Here is a 19816-nt window from a genome sequence, read left to right as displayed (position 1 = left end):
TTGACGCCGAAGCCGATCACCGCCGCGCGGCGACCGCCGGGCAGCGACTCGGCCTCCAGCAGGATCCCGGCCAGCTTGGCATTAGCGCACAGAACGTCGTTCGGCCACTTGAGACGGAAAGATCGGTCCGCCGCGCCCGGTTGACAGCCCGGCGCGGTGCCGCAGGACGCGTCGAGCGCCTCCGCCAGGGCGACGCCCGCCACGAAGCCGAGCGTCGCGAGGCGCTCGGGGTCGATGCCCGAGACCGGCCACAGAACGCTCACCGCGAGGTTCCCGGGCAGCGAGGCCCAGGCGTTCCCGCGCCGGCCCCGCCCCGCCTCCTGCATCCGCGCGGCGATCCAGAGCGGACCGGTCTCGCCGGCGCGCGCAAGCGCCAACGCCTCCGCGTTCGTCGAGCCGAGGCGCTCGTGAACGTGGAGGCGGTGCCCGTCGGCCCGGGCGGCGTTGCCCAGGCGGTAGCCCGTTCGGGTCAGAACAGCGACCTCGCGGCCGCCTCGGCCGCGCCGCGCAGGGGCGCCGGCAGCACGAAGAACAGGATCACGACGACGCTCGACAGGGCCAGCACGATGCGCAGGCCCGGGGCCATGGCCTCGTAGGGCGCCTTCGGCTCATCGAAGTACATGATCTTGACGACCCGCAGGTAGTAGTAGGCGCCGACCACGCTCGTCACCACGCCGATCACCGCGAGGGTGAAGAGCTTCGCCTCGATGGCGGCGGCGAAGACGTAGAACTTGCCGAAGAAGCCGGCCAGCGGCGGGATGCCGGCGAGCGAGAACATGATCATGGCGAGCAGGAACGCCACCCACGGATGGGTGCGCGAGAGGCCCGACAGGTCCTCGATCGTGTCGAACATCTCGTTCCGGCGGCGCAGCGACAGGATGATTGCGAAGGCGCCGAGCGTCATGGCGAGGTAGATGATCATGTAGATCACCACGCCGAAGATGCCGGCCTCCGTGCCCGCCGCGAGCCCGATCAGCGCGTAGCCGATGTTGCCGATCGAGGAGTAGGCCATCAGGCGCTTGATGCTGCGCTGGCCGATCGCCGCGAAGGAGCCGAGCGCCATCGAGGCAATCGAGATGAAGACGATGATCTGCTGCCAGATCGCCGTCACGTCGGGCAGCGCGCCGATGAAGACGCGCACCGTCATGGCGACGGCGGCCATCTTCGGTGCGGAGGCGAAGAAGGCGGTCACCGGGGTCGGCGCGCCCTCGTAGACGTCGGGCGTCCACATGTGGAACGGCACGGCCGACATCTTGAAGGCGACGGCGGCGGCCACGAACACGATGCCGAGCACGATGCCGAAGCCGGCGTTGGTCTCGTTCAGCGCCGAGACGATGCCTGGGAACGAGACGGTGCCGGTGAAGCCGTAGATCAGAGACGAGCCGTAGAGCAGCATGCCCGAGGAGAGCGCGCCGAGGACGAAGTACTTGAGGCCGGCCTCGGTCGACTTCAGGTCGTCGCGGTGGAACGAGGCGATCACGTAGGCGGCGAGCGACTGAAGCTCGAGGCCGAGATAGAGCGCGATCAGGTCGTTGGCCGAGACCATCACCATCATGCCGATGGTGCAGAGCACGACGAGGATCGGGAACTCGAACCGATCGATCCGCTCGCGCTGGAAGTAGTCGCGCGAGAGCAGGATGGTGGCGGCCGAGCCCAGGAGCACCAGCGACTTCATCACCTTGGAGAAGCCGTCCTGGATGAAGGAGCCCGAGAGCGTCGTCACCTTCACGCCGGGCGCCTGCGAGATCACCACGAAGAAGGCCAGCAGCAGCAGGAGCAGCGCGCCGACATTGACGCCCTCGACGGATTTCTCGCCCCGGAAGGCGCCGTAGAGGATCAGCACCATCACGCCGGCGCTGAGGATGATCTCAGGCAGGAGCGGCGCCAGGGTGGGAAGTACGGATTGGACTGTCGGCATCTCTGAATCTCAGCGCGCCAGCGGCAGCACGGTGGCCGCAGTCTGCGTGTTCGAGAGGGCGGAGCGGATGCCCGTCATCAGGGCCTCCGTGGAGGGCGCGAAGGTGTCGAGGATCGGGGCCGGGTGCACGCCGTAGTAGATCGTCAGGGCGACGAGCGGGGCCAGGATCAGCTTCTCGCGGTTGTCGAGGTCGAGGATGCCCTGGAGGTTCGGCTTGTCGAGCTTCCCGTAGATCACCCGGGCGTAAAGCCAGAGCGCGTAGCCGGCCGACAGGATGATGCCGAAGACCGAGAAGAAGGCGACCGTCGGGTTCGCCTTGAAGGCGCCCATCATGGCCAGGAACTCGCCCACGAAGCCGGAGGTGCCCGGCAGTCCCACATTGGCCATGGTGAAGACCATCATGGCCACCGCGTAGAGCGGCATGCGCTTCACGAGGCCGCCATAGGCCGCGATCTCGCGCGTGTGCATCCGGTCGTAGACCACGCCCACCCCGAGGAAGAGCGCGCCCGACACGATGCCGTGCGAGATCATCAGGAACAGCGCGCCCTGGATGCCCTGCTCGTTCAGCGTGAAGAGGCCCAGCGTCACGAAGCCCATATGCGCCACCGAGGAGTAGGCGATCAGCTTCTTGATGTCGGTCTGCATCATCGCGGTGAGCGAGGTGAAGATGATCGCGATCACCGAGAGGGCGAAGACCAGCGGCGCGAATTCCTGGCTGGCGATCGGCAGCATCGGCAGCGAGATCCGGATGAAGCCGTAGCCGCCCATCTTCAGCAGGATGCCGGCCAGAATCACCGAGCCCGCGGTCGGCGCCTCGACGTGGGCGTCGGGAAGCCAGGTATGGACCGGCCACATCGGCATCTTCACCGCGAAGGAGGCGAAGAAGGCGAGCCAGAGCCAGGTCTGCATGTGCGCCGGGAAGCGGGTCTGCAGCAGGGTCGGGATGTCCGTCGTGCCGGCGTGCCAGTACATCGCCATGATGGCGAGCAGCATCAGCACGGAGCCGAGCAGCGTGTAGAGGAAGAACTTGAAGCTCGCGTAGATGCGCCGCTTTCCGCCCCAGATGCCGATGATGAGGAACATCGGGATCAGGCCTGCCTCGAAGAACAGGTAGAACAGCACGAGGTCGAGCGCGCAGAACACGCCGATCATCGTCGTCTCGAGGACCAGGAAGGCGACGAAGTACTCCTTCACGCGGTGCTCGATCGAGTGCCACGACGCGCCGATGCAGAAGGGCATCAGGAAGGTCGTGAGCAGCATCAAGGGCATCGAGAAGCCGTCGACACCGAGCTTGAACCGGATGTTCTCGGCGAGCCACGCGTGGTTCTCGACGAGTTGGAAGCTCGCCGAGGAGGCGTCGTAGCGCCCCCAGGCCACGAGCGAGAGCAGGAACGTGATGATCGTGGTGGCGAGCGCGGCCCAGCGGGCGTTGCGCTTCACGCTGGCCTCGTCGCCGTTCAGCGTGAGGATGAAGGCGGCACCGCAGAGCGGGACGATCAGCAGGCCGGAGAGGATGCCGAGGCCGAACATCAGTGCGCACCCTTCGGGAGACCGGTCATCATGTACCAGCTGATCAGGCCGGCGACGCCGATCAGCATGACGAAGGCGTAGTGGTAGACGTAGCCGGTCTGGAAGCGGACGACGCCGCGGGTCACGTCGATCACCCGGGCGGCGATGCCGTCCGGCCCGGCGCCGTCGATGGCGCGGCCGTCGACCTGCTTCCAGAGGAAGATGCCGAAGCCCTTGGCGGGACGGACGAAGATCCGGTCGTAGATCTCGTCGAAGTACCACTTGTTGAGCAGGAAGCGGTACAGCGACGGCTGCTGCTCGGCGAGCCGGTGCGGCAGCTCGGGCCGGCGGATGTACATCCAGAAGGCCACGACGAAGCCGGCTAGCATCATCACGAAGGGCGAGAGGGCGACCCAGCGCGGCACGTTGTGAATGTCGTGCATGATGTGGTTGTCGGGCCCGTGCGCCAGGGCGTGGCCCCAGAAGGCGTCCATGCCCTCGCCGATGAAGCGGTTCTTGAAGATCAGGCCGGCGAAGAGCGCGCCGAAGGCGAGGACGGCCAGCGGGATCGTCATCACGAGCGGGCTCTCGTGGGGCGTGTGGGGCGCGTGGTCGTGGTGCTCGTGCGCCGCGTGAGAGGCCGGCTCGACGTCGTGGCCCCGGTCGTCGTGGGCCACGCCCTCGTGGTGGCCGGGCGCGCCGTCCGCCTCGTGCGCGGTCGCCGAATGGGCGACGGCCGGGGCGTGGTGATCGGCGTGGTGATCATCATGGCCGTGCGCGCCGTGATGCACCCAGCGGGCCGGCCCCTCGAAGGTCATGAAGAACAGGCGCCAGGAGTAGAACGAGGTGAAGAAGGCCGCGATCACGGTGGCGAAGAAGGCCAGCGTGTGCCCGGGCCGGGTCGACATGTAGGCCGCCTCGATGATGGCGTCCTTCGAGTAGTAGCCGGCCGTGAACGGGAAGCCGATCAGCGCGAGCGTGCCGATCGCCATCATGGCGGTGGTGAAGGGGATATAGGGACGCAGCGCCCCCATGTTCCGCATGTCCTGCTCATGGTGCATCGCGTGGATGACCGAGCCGGCCCCGAGGAACAGAAGCGCCTTGAAGAAGGCGTGGGTGAAGAGGTGGAACACGCCCGCCGCGTAGGCACCGACGCCGAGCGCGACGAACATGTAGCCGAGCTGCGAGCAGGTCGAGTAGGCGATCACGCGCTTGATGTCGTTCTGCACGAGGCCGACGGTGGCGGCGAAGAAGGCCGTGATGCCGCCGATCACCGTGACGACGATGAGCGCGTTGGGGGCGAGTTCGAAGAGCGGCGACAACCTCGCGACCATGAAGACGCCGGCGGTGACCATGGTGGCCGCGTGGATGAGCGCCGAGACCGGGGTCGGGCCCTCCATCGCGTCCGGCAGCCAGGTGTGCAGCAGGAACTGCGCCGACTTGCCCATCGCGCCCATGAACAGGAGCAGGCAGGCGAGCGTCAGGGCATGCCAGTCGTAGCCCAGGAAGTGGAAGGTCGCGTCCTTGAACTCGTTCACCCGCGGGAAGATGCCGTCGAAGCCGACCGCGCCGAACAGGACGAAGACGAGGAAGATGCCGAGCGAGAAGCCGAAATCGCCGACGCGGTTGACGATGAAGGCCTTCATGGCGGCGGCGTTCGCCGAGGGCTTCTCGTACCAGAAGCCGATCAGCAGGTAGGAGGCGAGGCCGACGCCCTCCCAGCCGAAGAACATCTGCACGAGGTTGTCGGCCGTCACCAGCATCAGCATGGCGAAGGTGAAGAGCGACAGGTAGGCGAAGAACCGCGGCCGGTGCGGATCCTCGTGCATGTAGCCGATGGAGTAGAGGTGCACGAGCGTCGACACCGAGGTCACGACGACGAGCATCACCCGGGTCAGCGTGTCGATCCGGAAGGCCCAGTCGACCGTGAGGTCGCCGGCCGTGAACCACGTGGCGACCTGCACGCGGACGGCCTCGCCGCCCTCGATGAACACGCCCCAGGACAGCAGCGCCGCGAAGGCGAGGCAGGCGGTGGTGACGTACTCGCTCGCCCGCGCGCCGATGAGGCGGCCGAACAGCCCGGCGACGAGCGCGCCGATGAGCGGGAAGAAGACGATCGCGTGATACATCGTTCTCTTGCAGTCCGGCCTTCAGGCGCGCGGTATCGGCCGCGGCCCACGGGTTTCAGGTCAGGGCGAGGCGACTCCGGCCGCCGAAGCGGCTTCGGCCGCCTCTAGCCCTTCATCATGCTCACGTCCTCGACCGCGATGGAGCCGCGGTTGCGGAAGAACACCACCAGGATGGCGAGGCCGATGGCGGCCTCGGCGGCGGCCACGGTCAGCACGAAGAGCGCGAAGACCTGGCCGGTGATGTCGTTGAGGTGGGTCGAGAACGCCACGAGGTTGATGTTCACCGCGAGCAGGATCAGCTCGACCGACATCAGGATCACGATGATGTTCTTGCGGTTGATGAAGATGCCGAGCACGCCGAGCGTGAACAGGATCGCCGCGACGGTGAGGTAGTGGCTCAGGCCGATCATGGTGCTGTCCTCGCTCCTCAGACCTCGACGCCCTGGCGCGAGGGCACCTTGCGGTTCTCCACGGCCATGCCTTGCGTGCGGGCGTTCTGCACGGCGATGTTCTGACGCTTCACGCCGGGGCGGTCGCGCAGGGTCAGCACGATGGCGCCGATCATCGCGACGAGCAGGATCAGCCCGGCGAGCTGGAAGAAGTAGACGTACTCCGTGTAGAGCACCCGGCCGAGCGCGGCCGTGTTCGTCAGGTTCTCGGCGGAGGCCGGGTTGCCGAGCGGCGTCTGCACGAGGCCCGGATCGATGGTCCAGGAGCCGACGACGAGCAGGATCTCGATCAGGAAGATCACCCCGATCAGCGCGCCGACCGGCAGGTATTGCTGGAAGCCCTGGCGCAGCTCGGCGAAATCCACGTCGAGCATCATCACGACGAAGAGGAACAGCACCGCGACGGCGCCGACATAGACGACCACCAGGATCATCGCCAGGAACTCGGCGCCCATCAGGACGAAGAGGCCTGCGGCATTCACGAAGGCGAGGATCAGGAACAGAACCGACGCCACGGGGTTTCGGGAGGCGATCACCATGAACCCGGAGGCGATGGCGACGCCCGCGAACAGGTAGAAGAAGGCGGCTGCTGCGGTCATGCGCTTGTCAGGATCGGCCGCGCGGAGCGGCCCCTTCTGCCTCGTGGGTGGACACGGCCAGCGCGGGCTGGCCGTCCTATAGAACCGGGGTCCCCGCCACACAAGGCGCCGAGGAAGCTTGTCCCTGTCAGCGGTAGGGGGCGTCCATCGCGATGTTGCGGGCGATCTCGCGCTCCCAGCGATCGCCGTTCAGCAGGAGCTTCTGCTTGTCGTAGAGCAGCTCCTCGCGGGTCTCGACCGAGAACTCGAAGTTCGGCCCCTCGACGATGGCGTCCACGGGGCAGGCCTCCTGGCACATGCCGCAGTAGATGCACTTCACCATGTCGATGTCGTAGCGCGTGGTGCGCCGCGTGCCGTCGTTGCGGCGGGGACCGGCCTCGATGGTGATGGCCTGGGCCGGGCAGATCGCCTCGCAGAGCTTGCAGGCGATGCAGCGCTCCTCGCCGTTCGGGTAGCGGCGCAGCGCGTGCTCGCCCCGGAAACGCGGACCGCGGTGGCCCATCTCGAAGGGGTAGTTGATCGTCGCCTTCGGCTTGAAGAAGTACTTCATGGCGAGGACGAACCCCGACACGAACTCCTTCAGGAGAAGGCTCCTGGCGACCTGATCGAGCTTCATGCCCGGATCTCCGATGTTGCTGTCACGCGCCCGGCGCGAGGCCGGTGAGCTTGAGGACGAAGGCGACGACGACGACCGAGATCAGCGAGAGGGGCAGGAAGACCTTCCAGCCGAGGCGCATGAGCTGGTCGTAGCGGTAGCGCGGCACCATGGCCTTCACCATGGCGATCATGAAGAAGAGGAAGCTGGCCTTGAGGGCGAACCAGATCAGGCCCGGCACCCAGGTGAAGGGCGCGAAGGGGATCGGGGAGAGCCAGCCGCCGAGGAACAGCACGGTGCCCAGCGCGCACATGGTCATGATGGCCACGTACTCGCCCAGCATGAAGAGCAGGTACGGCGTCGACGAGTACTCGACCATGTAGCCGGCCACGAGCTCCGACTCGGCCTCCGGCAGGTCGAAGGGCGGGCGGTTCGTCTCGGCGAGCGCCGAGATGAAGAACACCACGAACATCGGGAAGAGCCAGAGCCAGTACCAGCCGAACAAGCCGAGGCTGGTGTCCTGCGCCATCACGATGCGCGAGAGATTGAGCGAGCCGGCGCAGAGCAGCACGCAGATGATCACGAAGCCGAGGGAGACCTCGTAGGAGATCATCTGCGCGGCCGAGCGGAGCGCGCCCAGGAAGGCGTATTTCGAGTTCGAGGCCCAGCCGCCCATGATGACGCCGTAGACGCCGAGCGACGAGATGGCGAAGATGTAGGTGATGCCGACGTTGATGTCGGCGATCGCCCACCCCTCCGCGAGCGGGATCACCGCCCAGGAGGCGAGCGCCAGGGTCGCGAAGACCAGGGGCGCCAAGAGGTAGATGCCCTTGTTGGCGCCCGCCGGGATCACCGGCTCCTTGATCACGAACTTGATCAGGTCGGCGAAGGACTGGAACAGGCCCCAGGGCCCGACCACGTTCGGGCCGCGGCGCAGCTGCACGGCCGCCCAGATCTTACGGTCGGCCAGCAGCGCGTAGGCGATGAAGACGAGGAGCAGCGCGAGGAGCAGGAAGCTCTTGAGCGCGATCAGGAGCACCGTCCCGACGATCTCGAGGGTGGTCATCGACGGGCCTCCTACTCGGCCGCCTCGAGCGCGCGCCCGCGGGCGAGGCTCGAACACTCGGCGAGCACCCGCGAGGCGCGGGTGATCGGGTTGGTGAAGTAGAAGTCGCGGACCGGCGACTGGAAGGCGCCGCGGGCGCCCTCCCCTCCCAGCCCGGCGAGGCGATCGAGGGCGGCGGCGAGATCGCTCCCGGCCACGCTGCCGACCGCCGCGAAGTGCGGGTGCTCGGCGTAGAGCGCCCGGCGCAGCGCGTTGAGCGAATCGTAGGGCAGCTTATGGCCCAGCACGTCCGAGACGGCGCGCAGGATCGCCCAGTCCTCGCGGGCGTCACCCGGCGGGAAGCCGGCGCGGTTGGCCTGCTGCACGCGGCCTTCGGTGTTGACGTAGGTCGCGTTCTTCTCGGTGTAGGCGGCGCCGGGCAGGATCACGTCGGCGCGGGTCGCGCCGCGGTCGCCGTGGGTGCCCTGGTAGATCACGAAGGCGCCAGGCGCCACCTCGCACTCGTCGGCGCCGAGATTGAACAGCACGTCCACGCCGCCGCCGACCATGCCGGCGAAGTCGAGGCCGCCCTCCCCTGGCACGAAGCCGAGATCGAGCGCGCCGACGCGGGCGGCGGCGTTGTGCAGCACGCCGAAACCGTTCCAGTCGGGCGTCACAGCGCCGACGTCGCGGGCGAGCTGCGCCGCGGCGGCCAGCACGCCCGGCTGGTTCGCCGCAGCCTCGCCGACGATGATCAGCGGGTGGTTGGCGGCCTTCAGGGCCTCGAGGAAGCTGTGCTCACCCCGCGCCAGCGCGGCGAGCGATTCGGGGCCGGCGCCGATCTGGACATGGGGGTAGGTGAGGTCCGCCGGCTCGCCGATCAGGCCCACCGCGAGCGGAGCCATGCGCCAGCGCTTGCGGATGCGCACGTTCAGCAGCGAGGCCTCGATGCGCGGGTTGGTGCCGACGAGCAGGATCGCGTCCGCCTGCTCGATGCCGGGGATCGTCGGGTTGAAGGTGTAGGCGGCCCGGCCCCAGGCCGGGTCGAGGCCCGCGCCGGCCTGACGGCAATCGAGGTTGGCGACGCCGAGCGAGTCCATCAGCTGCTTGAGCGCGAACACCTCCTCGACCGCGGCGAGGTCACCCACCACCGCGCCGACGCGCTTCGGGTCGGCGCCCTTGAGCTTGGCGGCGATCGCCCCGAACGCCTCCGCCCAGGAGGCCGGGCGCAGGCGGCCGTTCTCGCGCAGGAAGGGCCGGTCGAGGCGCTGGACCCGCAGACCGTCCACGGCGTGGCGGGTCTTGTCGGAGATCCACTCCTCGTTGATCTCCTCGTTGACGCGCGGCTCGATCTGCATGACCTCGCGGCCGCGGGCATCCACGCGGATCGCCGAGCCCACCGCGTCCATCACGTCGACGGATTCGGTCTTCGAGAGCTCCCAGGGGCGGACGTTGTAGCTCTGCGGCTTGTGGACGAGCGCGCCCACGGGGCAGAGATCGGCGACGTTGCCCTGCAGCTCCGAGTTCATCGCCTGTTCGAGGTAGCTCGTGATCTCCATGTCCTCGCCACGGCCGATCGCGCCGAGGTCCGGCACGCCCGCGACCTCCGCCAGGAAGCGCACGCAGCGGGTGCAGTGGATGCAGCGGTTCATCGCCGTCCGCACCAGCGGGCCGATATACTTCTCCTCGACCGCGCGCTTGTTCTCGCTGTAGCGCGTCGAGTCGACCCCGTAGGCCATCGCCTGGTCCTGCAGGTCGCAGTGTCCGCCCTGGTCGCAGATCGGGCAGTCGAGCGGGTGGTTGATGAGGAGGAACTCCATCACCCCCTCGCGGGCCTTCTTCGTCCCGCCCGAGCGCGTCAGCACCTCCGGCGGCTCGCCGTTCGGGCCCGGGCGGCAATCCTTCACCGCGTAGGCGCAGGAGGCCACGGGCTTGGGCGCGCCCTTCAGCTCGACCAGGCACATGCGGCAATTGCCGGCGATCGACAGCCGCTCGTGGAAGCAGAAACGCGGGATCTCCGCGCCCGCGACCTCGCAGGCCTGGAGCAGCGTGTACTCGGCCGGGACGTCAACCTCGATGCCGTCGACGAGAATTTTCGTCATCTGTCTTTCTCGGGCTCGGACTGCGCGGGCGCGGGGCGGATCACTCCGCGGCCATCGGCACGGGGTCCGTGTGCGGGTTGGCGGTGTAGCGGTCGATCCGCTTCTCGATCTCGGGGCGGAAGTGCTTGATCAGGCCCTGGACCGGCCATGCGGCGGCGTCGCCCAGCGCGCAGATCGTGTGGCCCTCGATCTGCTTCGTGACCTCGAACAGCATGTCGATCTCGCGCTTCTGCGCGCGGCCCTTCGCCATGCGCGTGAGGACGCGCCACATCCAGCCGGTGCCCTCGCGGCAGGGCGTGCACTGGCCGCAGGACTCGTGCTTGTAGAAGTACGAGATCCGGGTGATCGCCTCGACGATGTCGGTCGACTTGTCGAGGACGATGACCGCCGCGGTGCCGAGGCCGGAGCCGAGGCCGCGCAGCGTGTCGAAATCCATCTTGGCGTCGATGATCTGCTCGGCCGGCACCAGCGGCACCGAGGAGCCGCCGGGGATCGAGCAGAGCAGGTTGTCCCAGCCGCCGCGCATGCCGCCGCAATACTTGTCGACGAGCTCCCGGAAGGTGATCCCGAGCTCCTCCTCGACGTTGCAGGGCTTGTTGACGTGGCCGGAGACGCAGAACAGCTTCGAGCCGGTGTTGTTCTTGCCGCCGAGGCCGGCGAACCACGCGCCGCCGCGGCGCAGGATCGTGCCGGCGACCGCGATCGACTCGACGTTGTTCACGGTCGTGGGGCAGCCGTAGAGGCCCATATTGGCCGGGAACGGCGGCTTCAGCCGCGGCATGCCCTTCTTGCCCTCGAGGCTCTCGATGAGGGCGGTCTCCTCGCCGCAGATATAGGCGCCCGCGCCGTGGTGGACGTAGATGTCGAAGGGGTAGCCGTGCAGGTTGTCCTGACCGACCAGCCGCGCCTCGTAGGCCTCGTCGACGGCCTTCTGGAGCGCGTGCTTCTCGGCGACGTACTCGCCGCGGATGTAGACGTAGCAGGCGTGCGCCCCCATCGCGAAGGAGGCGAGCAGGCAGCCCTCGATCAGGAGGTGCGGGTCGTGCCGCATGATCTCCCGGTCCTTGCAGGTACCGGGCTCCGACTCGTCGGCGTTGACCACGAGGTAGTGCGGGCGCCCGTCCGACTTCTTCGGCATGAACGACCACTTGAGGCCGGTCGGGAAGCCGGCGCCGCCGCGGCCGCGCAGGCCCGAGGCCTTCATCTCCTCGATGATCCAGTCGCGGCCCATCTCCAGCAGGAACTTGGTGCCGTCCCAGGCGCCGCGCTTCTTCGCGGCGTCCAGGCCCGGCGAGTGCAGGCCGTAGAGGTTGGTGAAGATGCGATCCTGATCGGAGAGCATGTCAGGTCCTCTCAGGCTTGTTTGCGGGCTTCGGTCTGGCGCGGCCCTTCGGCAGCTTCGGCGATTCCGCGTCGGGCGCCGGCTCGGAGGCCTCCTCCTCGCCGGAGGCTATGGGCTGGGGCGGCGGCACGTCGCGCGGCAGCGACGACTGCGCGCCGGCCTCGGCGCCCGCGGGCTCCAGATCCTTGATCGCCGTCGGCTGGGATGCAGGTGCCTCGGACTTGCCGGCGGTTGAGTGCTCCGTCTCAGAGGCCTCCGCCTTGTCGCCGCTCTTCACCGGCGCCTCCCCGGCGGCGGCACGCTGTGCCGGGGCATCGCTCGCGGCGGTCTCGACCGGCCGGCCGGCGTCGGGCCGGGCCGGCTTCGGGTTCGTCGCCGCCTGCTGCTCGCTCGACGTCGCCTCGTCCTGGCCCGCCGCCTCGTCCTTGCGCGCTTCCTCGAAGCGCTTGCGCCACGCGCCGACGCGCGAGCCGTCGTAGAGGGTCGGGTCGGTGAGCGTGTTGGGGCCACCCAGCGGCTCGGACGCGTTCCGGTCGATCTGCGAGCCGACCTTGACCGGGCGCCCGGCCGCGAGGTCGTCCATGAGCTTGCCGAGCAGCTCAGGCGTCAGGTCCTCGTAATAATCCTGGTTGATCTGCACCATCGGCGCGTTGCAGCAGGCGCCCAGGCACTCGACCTCGAGCCAGGAGAAGGTGCCGGTCGGATCGACGTGGCCCGAGGGGCCGAGCCGCTCGTGCAGCATGTCCTTCAACTCGCGCGCCCCGCAGGAATCGCACGGCACCGTCCCGCAGACCTGGATCCAGTAGCGGCCCACCGGCTCCAGGGCGAACATCGTGTAGAAGGTCGCGACCTCCAGCACGCGGATCGCCGGCATGCCGAGCTCGGCGGCGACCGCCTCGATGGCTTTCTGCGGCAGCCAGCCGCCGTTCTGCTCCTGGGCGCGCCACAGGAGCGGGATCACGGCCGAGGCCTGGCGCCCTTCCGGGTACTTGGCGATCTGCCCCTTCACCCACGCGGCGTTCTCCGGCGTGAACGCGAAGCTCTCGGGCTGCTCGGCGGCGGGGGCTAGTCTGCGGTTGGCCATCGTCTCGAAACCCTTCAGCCGCTCAGCGGTCCACCTCGCCGAAGACGATGTCGAGCGTGCCGAGCACGCAGGACACGTCGGCGAGCAGGTGCCCGCGGCACATCCAGTCCATCGCCTGGAGATGGGCGAAGCCCGGAGCGCGGATCTTGCATCGGTACGGCTTGTTGGTGCCGTCCGAGACCAGATAGACGCCGAACTCGCCCTTGGGCGCCTCGACCGCGGCGTAGACCTCGCCGGCGGGCACGTGGAACCCTTCCGTGTAGAGCTTGAAGTGGTGGATGAGCGCCTCCATCGAGCGCTTCATCTCCCGGCGCGGCGGCGGCGCGAACTTGCCGTCGAGCGCCGCGATCGGCCCCTGGCCGGCGGGCTCGCGCAGCTTGGCGCAGCACTGCTTCATGATCTTCACGGATTCCCGCATCTCCTCCATGCGGATCACCTGGCGATCGTAGGTGTCGCCGTTCTTCCCCACGGGGATGTCGAACTCCATCTCCTCGTAGCACTCGTAGGGCTGCGACTTGCGCAGGTCCCACGGGATGCCGGAGCCGCGCACCATCACGCCCGAGAAGCCCCAGGCCATCGCCTCCTCGACCGAGACGATGCCGATATCGACGTTGCGCTGCTTGAAGATGCGCGAGCCCATGACGAGTTCGTCGAGGTCGTCGACCACCTGCAGGAAGGGGTCGCAGAAGGCGTCGATGTCGTCGATCAGCGCGGGCGGCAGGTCCTGGTGCACGCCGCCGGGGCGGAAGTAGTTGGCGTGCATCCGGGCGCCGGAGGCGCGCTCGTAGAAGATCATCAGCTTCTCGCGCTCCTCGAAGCCCCAGAGGGGCGGCGTGAGCGCGCCGACGTCCATCGCCTGCGTGGTGACGTTGAGGAGGTGCGAGAGCAGGCGGCCGATCTCGCAGTAGAGCGTGCGGATCAGCTTGGCGCGGCGCGGCACCTCGATGCCGGCGAGCTTCTCGATCGCCAGACAGAAGGCGTGCTCCTGGTTCATCGGCGACACGTAGTCGAGCCGGTCGAAATAGGGCGTCGCCTGCAGGTAGGTCTTGTGCTCGATCAGCTTCTCGGTGCCGCGGTGCAGGAGCCCGATATGCGGGTCGACCCGCTCGACCACCTCGCCGTCGAGCTCCAGCACGAGGCGCAGCACGCCGTGCGCCGCCGGATGCTGCGGGCCGAAGTTGATCGCGAAGTTGCGGATGTTGTGCTCGGTCATGACCGTCTCCGCGCTCAGGCCGTCTTCTTCTCGTCGCCCGGCAACACGTAGTCCGTGCCTTCCCAGGGCGAGAGGAAGTCGAAGTTGCGGAACTCCTGCGTGAGCTTCACGGGCTCGTAGACGACGCGCGCCTCGTCCTGGTCGTAGCGGACCTCGACGAAGCCGGTGAGCGGGAAGTCCTTGCGCAGCGGGTGCCCCTCGAAGCCGTAGTCGGTGAGGAGGCGGCGCAGGTCGGGATGGCCCGAGAACAGGATGCCGTAGAGGTCGTACGTCTCGCGCTCGAACCAGTTCGCGGCCGGGAAGACGTCGATCACGGACGGCACGGGCGTGTTCTCGTCGGTCTGAACCTTCACCCGGATGCGAGTGTTATGCCGGAGCGAGAGCAGGTGGTAGACGACGTCGAAGCGCCGCTCGCGGCCCGGATAGTCCACGCCGCAGATGTCGATGAAGCAGCGGAAGGCGCAGTTCGGATCGTCGCGCAGGTAGGTCAGCGCGTAGACGATGTCGGAGGCCTGGACCACGAGGCTCAGCTCGCCGAACGCGATGCCGCGCTCGACGATCGCGGGCCCGAGGGCGCCGCCGACCCGGTCGGAGAGCGCCTGGAGCGCCGCGTCGCCCTGCTCCGGCTGGGTATGGGCGAGGATCGAGATGCCGTTGGTCATGTCCGCCCCTAGCGCTCGATCGTGCCGGTGCGGCGGATCTTCTTCTGGAGGAGAAGCACGCCGTAGAGCAGCGCCTCCGCGGTCGGCGGGCAGCCGGGCACGTAGATGTCCACCGGCACGACCCGGTCGCAGCCGCGCACCACCGAGTAGGAGTAGTGGTAGTAGCCGCCGCCGTTGGCGCAGGAGCCCATCGAGATGACGTAGCGCGGCTCCGGCATCTGGTCGTAGACCTTGCGAAGCGCCGGAGCCATCTTGTTGGTGAGCGTGCCGGCGACGATCATCACGTCGGACTGGCGCGGGCTGCCGCGGGGTGCGAAGCCGAAGCGCTCGCAGTCGTAGCGCGGCATCGACATCTGCATCATCTCGACCGCGCAGCAGGCGAGCCCGAAGGTCATCCACATCAGCGAGCCGGTCCGGGCCCAGGTGATGAGCTCGTCGGCGGAGGTCAGCAGGAAGCCGCGGTCGGCGAGCTCGTCGCTGATCGACAGGAAGGTCGGATCGTCCGCGCCGATCGGCCGGCCCGTGTTCGGGTCGATGATGCCCTTCGCCGCCGGGGCGATGGTGGGCGCGCGGGAGAGGTCGTGCGTGAGGGCCATGATTGCCTCAGAAGCGTGGCGTCTGCGGGGTCCGGCTCAGGCTTAGTCCCACTCGAGGGCGCCCTTGCGCCACTCGTAGACGAAGCCGACGGTCAGAACCCCGAGGAAGACCATCATCGACCAGAAGCCGAGCCAGCCGAGCTCCCCGAACGTGATCGCCCAGGGGAACAGAAAGGCCACTTCCAGATCGAAGATGATGAACAGGATGGCGACGAGGTAGAAGCGCACATCGAACTTCATGCGCGCGTCGTCGAAGGCGTTGAAGCCGCACTCGTAGGCCGAGAGCTTCTCCGGATCCGGGCTGCTGTAGGCGACCAGGAAGGGAGCCACCAGCAGCGCGGCGGCGATGAACAGCGAGACGCCGATGAAGACGATGAGCGGAAGGTAGTCCGCCAGAAGACCGGTCATGCGACACCCCGTGCACGTGTGGGACCGCGGCGCCCGTGTCCGGCTCGGCCAATCCATCCAGGCCGATGCGGCCCGGCGAGGCCGAACCGGCCGGCCAATGGAATTGCTCCAATCCCAGAGTGCGCGTGGCCGGAGGCTTAGTCGAGGGGAACAGGCGAGACAAGGGCATTGCGCGTCGCACAACGTCCTCGTGCCACACAGAGATGGGGATGTGTCCCAGCGCCGGAAGACGGGCAGATCCGCGCATGCCTGTGGCCCCGGGGCAAACCCTCGACCGGTCCGCCGAACGGGGGTCAGAAAGTCGCCCGCGGCTGCTTGACAGGGCACCGCCCCCCTCATAAACCCCGGCCGTCGCCGAGACGAAGGCGACGACGCCACGCGGGCGTAGCTCAGTTGGTTAGAGTGCCGGCCTGTCACGCCGGAGGTCGCGGGTTCGAGCCCCGTCGCCCGCGCCACGTTCCCCTTTTCAGCGTTGCTGGAATGTCGTCCGGGATGGCCTTCTGCGGTCATCCTCGCTGCGCCGCGCGGGCGTAGCTCAGTTGGTTAGAGTGCCGGCCTGTCACGCCGGAGGTCGCGGGTTCGAGCCCCGTCGCCCGCGCCACAGCGCATATCCCCAACCTGCACAAATTTTCTCCGCGCAATCGGCACTGCCCGCTGCAACCATTCCGCCGCGTCCGCGTCTCCCGGCTGCACACGGAGGTGGACGATGGAACCCATGAAGCCGATGAAACCCATGGAGCCCATGAAGCCCATGGAACCGATGAAGGGCGCGGAGCCGTGGTGGCCGCAGGATCTCGGCAGCCCGGCGAGCAGCGGCAGCCAGAACGGGCTGCGCTACGCCTTCTTCCCGGACAAGCACCGCCTCCTCGTCGAGCGGGACGGCAAGACGACCACCTATGACAGCGGCGATCATCGCATCAACGGCGTGCAGCAGCAGAACGGCGGCTCGGTGAGCTTCGCGAGCCAGAACGGCACGGTCGACCTCGCCTCATTGAAGCAAGTCGATTGAGGCGCGCTCGCGTGGACAGGCTGGGCGGCGCTCTTTAAGCGCTGCCCGGATGCCGGCCCGATCGCGACACGCGTCATGCGCACGCTGAGAGACCTTCTGTGCGTGCTCCAACCCGAGGAGCGGCGGCGCCTCGCGCTGATCGCTATCGGGCTTGCCGGTACGGCCCTGCTTGAGGTGATTGGCGTCGCCTCCGTGATCCCCTTCCTCACCCTGGTGGGGGACCCGACCGCCGCCGACCGGCTTCCCTATCTCGCGGGCCTGCGCGACGGGCTCGGGCTCGCCGACCCCCGCGGCTTCCTCATCGCCACGGGGCTGGCGGCCCTGCTCGCCATCCTGACGACGGCGGTCGCCAATGCCGGCCTGACCTACACGCAGCTCCTCTTCACGCATCTCACCGGCTACGGCCTCGCCCGGCGCCTGCTCTTCCGCTACCTCGATCGGGAGCGGCTGTTCTTCGCGCAGGCCAACAGTGCGGAACTCGCCAAGAACGTGCTGAGCGAGACCGATCGTGTGGTGATCGGCGTGCTGACGCCGCTGACCGTCATCGCCTCGCGCGCTGCCTCAGCGCTCGCCGTGATCGGCTTCCTGCTCCTCTATGCGCCTGGCCTCGCTCTCGTGCTCGGCGGCGGCTTCGGCGGGCTCTATGTCGGGATCTACCTCTTCGTGCGCGCACGCCTCGCGCGCATCGGGGCGCGTTCGGTCGTCGACAACGAGACGCGCTTCCGCGTCGTCCAGGAGACGCTGGGTGCGCTGACCGAGCTCAAGCTCTACGGCCGGGCAGAGCGCTTCGCGTCCCGCTTCGACGCGCCCGCGAAGGCGTTCGCCGCCGACAGCGCGGCGAGCCACGTGACGGGCCAGCTGCCGCGCTTCGTCATCGAGGCGGTGGCCTTCGGCGGCGTGATCGTGGTGGTGCTGTTCGCGCTCGCTCAGGGGCTCGACACCGCCGGCATCCTGCCACTGCTCGGCCTGTTCGCCTTCGCGGGCTATCGCATGCTGCCGGCCTTCCAGAACATCTTCAACGCGCTGGCGCTGCTGCGCTTCACCCTGCCGGCCGCACGGCTGATCGTGGACGAGCTCGGCGACGAGCCCGCTCGCCCCTTGCGCGATGCGCGGCGCCTCCCCTTCCGCGACGCCGTGCGCTTCGAGGGCGTCGGCTTCGATTACGAACCCGGCCGCCCGACCCTCTCCGGCATCGACCTCGTCATTCCGGCGGGCGCCACGGTCGGCCTCGTCGGCCGCACCGGCTCGGGCAAGTCAACGCTGGTCGGGCTGCTGCTCGGCATCCTGGCACCGGACGCCGGCCGCATCTCCGTGGACGGCGTCGTCCTGACGCGCGAAACACTGCCCGCTTGGCAGAATCGCGTCGGCTACGTCCCGCAGGACGTGTTCCTGGTCGATGGAACGGTAGCCGAGAACATCGCGCTTGGCCTCGACGATCCGGACGCGTCCTGTGTGGAGCGCGCGGCACGGCTCGCAGGGCTCCACGCCTTCGTGACCGCTCTGCCCCAGGGCTATGCCACCCGCGTGGGCGAGCGCGGCGCGCGCCTCAGCGGCGGCCAGCGCCAGCGCATCGGCATTGCACGCGCCCTCTACCACGAGCCGGACGTGCTCGTGTTCGACGAGGCGACCTCGGCCCTCGACGGCGAGACGGAGGCGGCGGTGATGCGCGCCCTGCGCGAGCTCGCCGGCACGCACACGCTCGTCATGATCGCCCATCGTCTCACGACGCTGGAGCGCGCCGACACGGTCTACGTGCTGGAGGCGGGGCGCGTCATAGCGGCGGGGCCGCCCCGCACCGTCCTGCCCGAGATCGTCCCGGCGGCGTGAATCGTCTGTCCACGATGCAGGTCGCAGGATGCCGGTGACCTATACTGACGCCGATCTGGCCCTTCGGAGACCTGCGATGCGCGAGACGATCGACCTGAGAAGCCCCGACGGCACCGCGGCCCGCATCGCGCTCGACGGGGCGGAGCCGGTCTCCTGGCGTGTCGACGGCGCGGAGTATCTCTGGAGCGGCGATCCGGAGCACTGGAACCGGCACGCCCCGTGGCTCTTCCCCGTCGTCGGCGCCTCTGCGGGCGGCATGGTCCGCGTCGGCGGGCAGGCCTACCCGATGGCGCAGCACGGCTTCGCGCGCGACCTGCCGTTCACTGTCGTCTCGCGCGCCGACGACGCCGTGATCCTGCGGCTCGTCGACGGCGTGGAGACGCGGCGGCACTACCCCTTCGCCTTCCGGCTCGACATCGAGGCCCGCGTCCGGAGCGCCGGCCTCGACTTCGCCATCACCGTCGCCAACCCGGGTCCCGATCCCCTGCCCTACGCGCTGGGGTTCCACCCGGCCTTTCCGTGGCCCTTCGCGGGGGGCGAGCGCGCCGCCAACGGCGGCTACGCGGTCGTGTTCGAGAAGCGGGAGCGCGGAGCCGCCCCGGAGGTCGGCGCCGGCGGCCTGCTGCTGCGGGACGAGCGGCCTGTGCCGCTGCATGGCGACACCCTGCCCCTCGACCCGGCAATCTTCACCGAGGCGCTGGTGTTTCGGAATGCCACGAGCCGCGCGATGCGCTTCACCGGACCGAACGGGCGGGCGATCCGCATGGAGGTCGATGAATTTCCGCATCTCGCGGTCTGGACGAAGCCCACGGCACCGTTCCTCTCCCTCGAGTGCTGGACCGGTCACGCCGACTGGGCCGACTTCTCGGGCGAGCTCGCCGAGCGCGATTCGCAACGCCTGCTGGCGCCCGGAGCCGAGGCGCGGCACGCGGTCCGGCTCAGCCTCGAAGCTTAGGCCGATGCGGATCTGGGTGCCGCGCCCGGAACCCGGCGCGACGCGCACGGCCGCCCGGCTGCGCGCGCGCGGACATCTCCCGCTGATAGCCCCCGTGCTGGTCGGCCGTCCGACCGGCACCGCTCTGCCGGAGGAGCGTTTCGCGGGCCTCGTTCTGACCAGCGGCAACGCGATGGCCGTGCTGGACGACGGCGCGGTCGCGCGGCTCGCCGGCACGCCGGTCTTCGCGGTGGGCGCGAGCACGGCCGAGGCCGCGGCGCGCGCCGGTCTCGGACCTGTGTGGGAGGGCCCGGGAGACGCCGCTGCTCTTGCCCGCCTGATCACCGAAACGCTGCCGCCCGGCGCATCGCTGCTCCATCTCGCGGGCGCCGAGC

General features: G+C 68.7%; 19 protein-coding genes and 2 tRNA genes. 6 read left to right on the top strand and 15 right to left on the bottom strand.

Annotated elements, in window-relative coordinates:
- The 15 genes from MFF54_RS26010 to MFF54_RS25940 form a co-directional block, all read right to left on the bottom strand.
- A partial coding sequence (locus MFF54_RS26010) for a biotin--[acetyl-CoA-carboxylase] ligase (RefSeq protein ID WP_238307090.1) occupies positions 1-473 on the bottom strand: 473 nt, incomplete at its 3' end.
- A complete protein-coding gene (gene nuoN / locus MFF54_RS26005) occupies positions 470-1918 on the bottom strand; it encodes an NADH-quinone oxidoreductase subunit NuoN (protein ID WP_238307089.1) in 1449 nt (482 codons plus the stop codon). The genes MFF54_RS26010 and nuoN, both read right to left, overlap by 4 nt.
- A gap of 9 nt (positions 1919-1927) precedes the next feature.
- On the bottom strand, positions 1928-3448 hold the full coding sequence (locus MFF54_RS26000) for an NADH-quinone oxidoreductase subunit M (RefSeq protein WP_238307088.1): 1521 nt from the start codon (positions 3446-3448) through the stop codon (positions 1928-1930).
- The gene (nuoL, locus tag MFF54_RS25995) at positions 3448-5556 is read right to left on the bottom strand and encodes an NADH-quinone oxidoreductase subunit L (protein ID WP_238307087.1); all 2109 of its coding nucleotides are present in this window, start codon (positions 5554-5556) and stop codon (positions 3448-3450) included. The genes MFF54_RS26000 and nuoL overlap by 1 nt, the downstream gene beginning before the upstream one ends.
- 104 nt (positions 5557-5660) lie before the next feature.
- Positions 5661-5966, bottom strand: coding sequence for an NADH-quinone oxidoreductase subunit NuoK (gene nuoK / locus MFF54_RS25990; RefSeq protein WP_066921598.1), 306 nt, complete (start codon positions 5964-5966; stop codon positions 5661-5663).
- A gap of 17 nt (positions 5967-5983) precedes the next feature.
- Positions 5984-6604: an NADH-quinone oxidoreductase subunit J gene (locus MFF54_RS25985; RefSeq protein ID WP_238307086.1), complete on the bottom strand. Its 621-nt coding sequence runs from the start codon at positions 6602-6604 to the stop codon at positions 5984-5986.
- A 127-nt stretch (positions 6605-6731) separates the two neighbouring features.
- Positions 6732-7220, bottom strand: a complete 489-nt coding sequence (gene nuoI / locus MFF54_RS25980) for an NADH-quinone oxidoreductase subunit NuoI (protein ID WP_066921602.1) — start codon at positions 7218-7220, stop codon at positions 6732-6734.
- A 22-nt stretch (positions 7221-7242) separates the two neighbouring features.
- A complete protein-coding gene (nuoH, locus tag MFF54_RS25975) occupies positions 7243-8265 on the bottom strand; it encodes an NADH-quinone oxidoreductase subunit NuoH (RefSeq protein WP_238307085.1) in 1023 nt (340 codons plus the stop codon).
- A gap of 11 nt (positions 8266-8276) precedes the next feature.
- Positions 8277-10346, bottom strand: coding sequence for an NADH-quinone oxidoreductase subunit NuoG (nuoG, locus tag MFF54_RS25970; protein WP_238307084.1), 2070 nt, complete (start codon positions 10344-10346; stop codon positions 8277-8279).
- A gap of 40 nt (positions 10347-10386) precedes the next feature.
- Positions 10387-11688, bottom strand: coding sequence for an NADH-quinone oxidoreductase subunit NuoF (gene nuoF, locus MFF54_RS25965; RefSeq protein ID WP_238307083.1), 1302 nt, complete (start codon positions 11686-11688; stop codon positions 10387-10389).
- Between the two features lies 1 nt (position 11689).
- The gene (gene nuoE / locus MFF54_RS25960; RefSeq protein WP_238307082.1) at positions 11690-12772 is read right to left on the bottom strand and encodes an NADH-quinone oxidoreductase subunit NuoE; all 1083 of its coding nucleotides are present in this window, start codon (positions 12770-12772) and stop codon (positions 11690-11692) included.
- Between the two features lie 22 nt (positions 12773-12794).
- Positions 12795-13985 (bottom strand): NADH-quinone oxidoreductase subunit D, encoded by a 1191-nt coding sequence (locus tag MFF54_RS25955; protein WP_238307081.1) that lies wholly within the window; start codon positions 13983-13985, stop codon positions 12795-12797.
- A 14-nt stretch (positions 13986-13999) separates the two neighbouring features.
- Positions 14000-14647, bottom strand: a complete 648-nt coding sequence (locus tag MFF54_RS25950) for an NADH-quinone oxidoreductase subunit C (RefSeq protein WP_238307080.1) — start codon at positions 14645-14647, stop codon at positions 14000-14002.
- 8 nt (positions 14648-14655) lie between these two features.
- Positions 14656-15243, bottom strand: a complete 588-nt coding sequence (locus tag MFF54_RS25945) for a NuoB/complex I 20 kDa subunit family protein (RefSeq protein ID WP_109950908.1) — start codon at positions 15241-15243, stop codon at positions 14656-14658.
- A gap of 42 nt (positions 15244-15285) precedes the next feature.
- A complete protein-coding gene (locus tag MFF54_RS25940; protein ID WP_109950907.1) occupies positions 15286-15651 on the bottom strand; it encodes an NADH-quinone oxidoreductase subunit A in 366 nt (121 codons plus the stop codon).
- A gap of 378 nt (positions 15652-16029) precedes the next feature.
- On the opposite strand from MFF54_RS25940, the gene MFF54_RS25935 reads away from it, so the two are divergent.
- The 6 genes from MFF54_RS25935 to MFF54_RS25910 form a co-directional block, all read left to right on the top strand.
- A tRNA-Asp gene (locus MFF54_RS25935) sits at positions 16030-16106 on the top strand.
- Between the two features lie 69 nt (positions 16107-16175).
- Positions 16176-16252, top strand: a tRNA-Asp gene (locus MFF54_RS25930).
- Between the two features lie 105 nt (positions 16253-16357).
- A complete protein-coding gene (locus tag MFF54_RS25925; RefSeq protein WP_238307079.1) occupies positions 16358-16660 on the top strand; it encodes a hypothetical protein in 303 nt (100 codons plus the stop codon).
- Between the two features lie 75 nt (positions 16661-16735).
- Entirely contained in the window at positions 16736-18487 is a 1752-nt protein-coding gene (locus MFF54_RS25920; RefSeq protein WP_238307078.1) for an ABC transporter ATP-binding protein, read from the top strand.
- Positions 18488-18563: 76 nt separating this feature from the next.
- Positions 18564-19442 carry an aldose 1-epimerase family protein gene (locus MFF54_RS25915; RefSeq protein WP_238307077.1) on the top strand — a complete coding sequence of 293 codons (879 nt, stop codon included), beginning with the start codon at positions 18564-18566 and terminating at the stop codon, positions 19440-19442.
- Between the two features lie 4 nt (positions 19443-19446).
- A partial coding sequence (locus tag MFF54_RS25910; protein WP_238307076.1) for a uroporphyrinogen-III synthase occupies positions 19447-19816 on the top strand: 370 nt, incomplete at its 3' end.

Origin of the sequence: Methylobacterium gregans (assembly GCF_022179245.1) — a bacterium.
In the GTDB taxonomy this organism is placed as follows: Bacteria; Pseudomonadota; Alphaproteobacteria; order Rhizobiales; family Beijerinckiaceae; genus Methylobacterium; species Methylobacterium gregans.
The sequence above is the reverse complement of the archived record's forward strand: the minus strand, read 5'-3'. Positions and strand labels throughout refer to the sequence as shown.